This is a genomic window from Acidovorax sp. HMWF029 (genome assembly GCF_003060895.1).
GTDB lineage: Bacteria > Pseudomonadota > Gammaproteobacteria > Burkholderiales > Burkholderiaceae_C > Acidovorax.
In genome coordinates this window covers 1-2,551 of record NZ_QAIH01000158.1, presented here as the reverse complement: position 1 = coordinate 2,551, position 2,551 = coordinate 1, and the positions used below count along the sequence as shown (strand labels likewise).

Annotated in this window: 3 protein-coding genes; 1 reads left to right on the top strand and 2 read right to left on the bottom strand. The window is 62.7% G+C overall.

What is annotated here, in order from left to right; all coding sequences use genetic code 11:
• Nucleotides 1–379 (top strand): histone (locus tag DBR12_RS22755; protein ID WP_233244394.1); only part of this gene is annotated, 379 nt, incomplete at its 5' end.
• Nucleotides 380–560: 181 nt separating this feature from the next.
• Here the strand turns inward: DBR12_RS22755 and DBR12_RS11040 are convergent.
• Both DBR12_RS11040 and DBR12_RS11035 read right to left on the bottom strand, forming a co-directional pair.
• Nucleotides 561–1,457, bottom strand: a complete 897-nt coding sequence (locus DBR12_RS11040; RefSeq protein ID WP_108617287.1) for a carbohydrate kinase family protein — start codon at nucleotides 1,455–1,457, stop codon at nucleotides 561–563.
• Between the two features lie 32 nt (nucleotides 1,458–1,489).
• Nucleotides 1,490–2,551, bottom strand: a 1,062-nt coding sequence (locus tag DBR12_RS11035; protein ID WP_369861499.1) for a DUF3426 domain-containing protein, incomplete at its 5' end; no start/stop codon positions are given.

The following is a 2,551-nucleotide window of genomic DNA, read 5'->3' as shown; positions in this document are numbered from 1 at the left end:
AGCCAAGAAGGCTGTAGCAGCGAAGAAAGCCGCTCCCGCCAAGAAGGCAGCAGCACCGGCAAAGAAAGCCGCCCCAGCCAAGAAGGCTGTAGCAGCGAAGAAAGCCGCTCCCGCCAAGAAGGCAGCTGCACCGGCAAAGAAAGCCGCTCCCGCCAAAAAGGCAGTAGTAGCAAAGAAGCCCGCAGCACCCGCAAAGAAGGACGCACCTTCCAAGAAGGCAGCAGCACCCGCAAAGAAGGCGACTGCCAAGGCCCCCGCCAAAAAAGCTGCACCCGCCAAAAAGGCCCCCAAGGCGCCTGCCCCTGCTGCCGCACCAGCAGCGCAGACCACCCTGAATCCTCAGGCTGCCTGGCCCTTCCCTACGGGCAACAAGCCTTAATTCAGGCTTATCACACGCTCAACCCGGTGCCTGTGCACCGGGTTTTTTTACGCCTGCAGCACGCCAGCCAACAAACAGTGAGGCAGCATGGGCCACACCTCGCGGCGACAGCATGGTCATATCGGCGCTAGACCGGGCTCAAACATCTGTTCAGGCCCCTTTACCCAATCCCGGCCACGGCTCACTCCACCGCAAAATCCAATGTGTAGTTCTGGGGGCCGCGCTGCGCAATCTTGAGGGCCCCCACGCGGTTACCCAGCGCCGCGCAACGTGGCAGCGCCCAACCCCGCTCCAGGCCAAACAGCAGCGCACCACGCCAAGCATCACCACATCCCGTGGGGTCCACCACCTGTGTCGGCACCACGGCAGGCACATGGGTCTTCTCGCCGGCAACCCAAACCTCGCAGCCCTCAGCCCCCAAGGTAACCACCAGCCCCTCCACCTTGCGCGAGATTTCAGCCAGAGTCCAGCCGGTGCGATCGCTCAGCATCTTTCCTTCGTAATCATTGACCGTGACCCAGGATGCCTGGTCAATGAACTTCGCCAACTCTTCCCCACTGAACATAGGCAGCCCCTGGCCAGGATCGAATACGAAGGGAATGCCAGCCGCCACGAACTGGGCTGCATGCTCCAACATGGCATCACGCCCATCGGGCGCAATGATCCCCACACTCGCCGTCGTGCCCACATCAATGCGGTTGACGTGCGCCTGCATCATGGCCCCCGGGTGGAAGGCCGTGATCTGATTGTTGTCGCGGTCCGTCATGATCATGGCCTGTGCGGTGTAGGTGTCCTGCACCTGGCCCACGTGGCGGCAATCGATGTCCAACGACTCCAACCGCTGAAGATAGTCGGCCCCGTCACTGCCCAACATGGCCATGGGCAAAGGCTCACCACCCAGGAGCTTGAGGCTGTAGGCAATATTGCCCGCACACCCACCAAAATCGCGGCGAAGGGAAGGCACCAGGAACGACACGTTGAGGATATGCAACTGGTCGGGCAGTATCTGCTCGGCAAAGCGCCCCTCGAAGGTCATGATGGTGTCGAATGCCAGGGAACCACAAATGAGGGCAGCCATAGAAATGAATCGGTCCGTAGGTTAGTGAAAATTCAGGGATAAAACGCCAGCAGCCGGTACCCGGCCACGCGCGCGCCGCCTGTGGTCACGATCACCGATACCGACGTGCTCCATTCGCCACGCGCTGGCAGCTCCGCCGGCGCGGCCATGTCGGTCGGCAGCAGCACCCGGCGCAGCACCGGCTGGTCCTGGGCATCGGTCAAGGTCAACTCTACGGCTGGCATGGCCAACGGAATGTCCGCCTTGCTCTTCATGGCCAACGCCAGCTGGTAACTGTCGCCTCGGGCCTTGTTGAATGAAGAACTGTCGATAACCACATCGGCAATCTGGCGCTGAGGGGCAACCTCACATTGCAAGGGCTCACACAACCTGTGCAGCCACGGCCTTGCACGCGGGTCCGTGGCTGCGATGCGGTCACGCTCCTGGACAGCGACCTGCAGCAACAAGCCCACCACCAAGACCAGCAACACAAGCATCAGCACTGCACGCACCATCGGCTTGCGCCAGAAAGCCTTGCGCCGCGCAGCAACCACAAAACTGACCTCCGGCCCGGCCTCATGCGCAGTCGCTTCACCCTGCTCATCTTCATCCGCCTGGCTGGCCATGGGCTTACGGCTGCGCGCCTGCAACACCGCAGCCGGAGAATCATCTGCGACCAGCTCCAACGCGGCCGGTATCTCATCCACTACAGGCCGCTGCACAAAATCCACCGACGGCAGGGGCTCAGGCACGCCCCCCAGAGTTGCGGACACTACCGGGGGGGCATCACGATGGTCAGCGCTCAACAAGTCAGAGGAAAGCGCCTCTCCATGGCGCTCCAGCGCGGGCTCCGCTGCCACAGCGCGCCCGGTCGCCTCGACCAAGGCCTCCCCGATGTCAGCCAAGGAACTTCTCCCTCCAGCCTTCCCTAAGGTCACCGCGTCGTCCAGCCCGATGGAGTCATACGGATCGGCAGCAGGAAGCTCGTACCCACCCCGCACGACCTCCGCAGCCCCGGCCACATCGGCATCAGCCACTGCAGTGGGCAGCGCCGCCCCCGCGGCAGAATCCAACACCGGCTTTGCCACGACCTCTTCCATGGCCTGTAGATCGAC

What these genes read in the sequence shown, in the direction of transcription:
- DBR12_RS11040 (WP_108617287.1), bottom strand. Translation starts at nt 1,457, where the DNA reads ATGGCTGCCCTCATTTGTGGTTCCCTGGCATTCGACACCATCATGACC.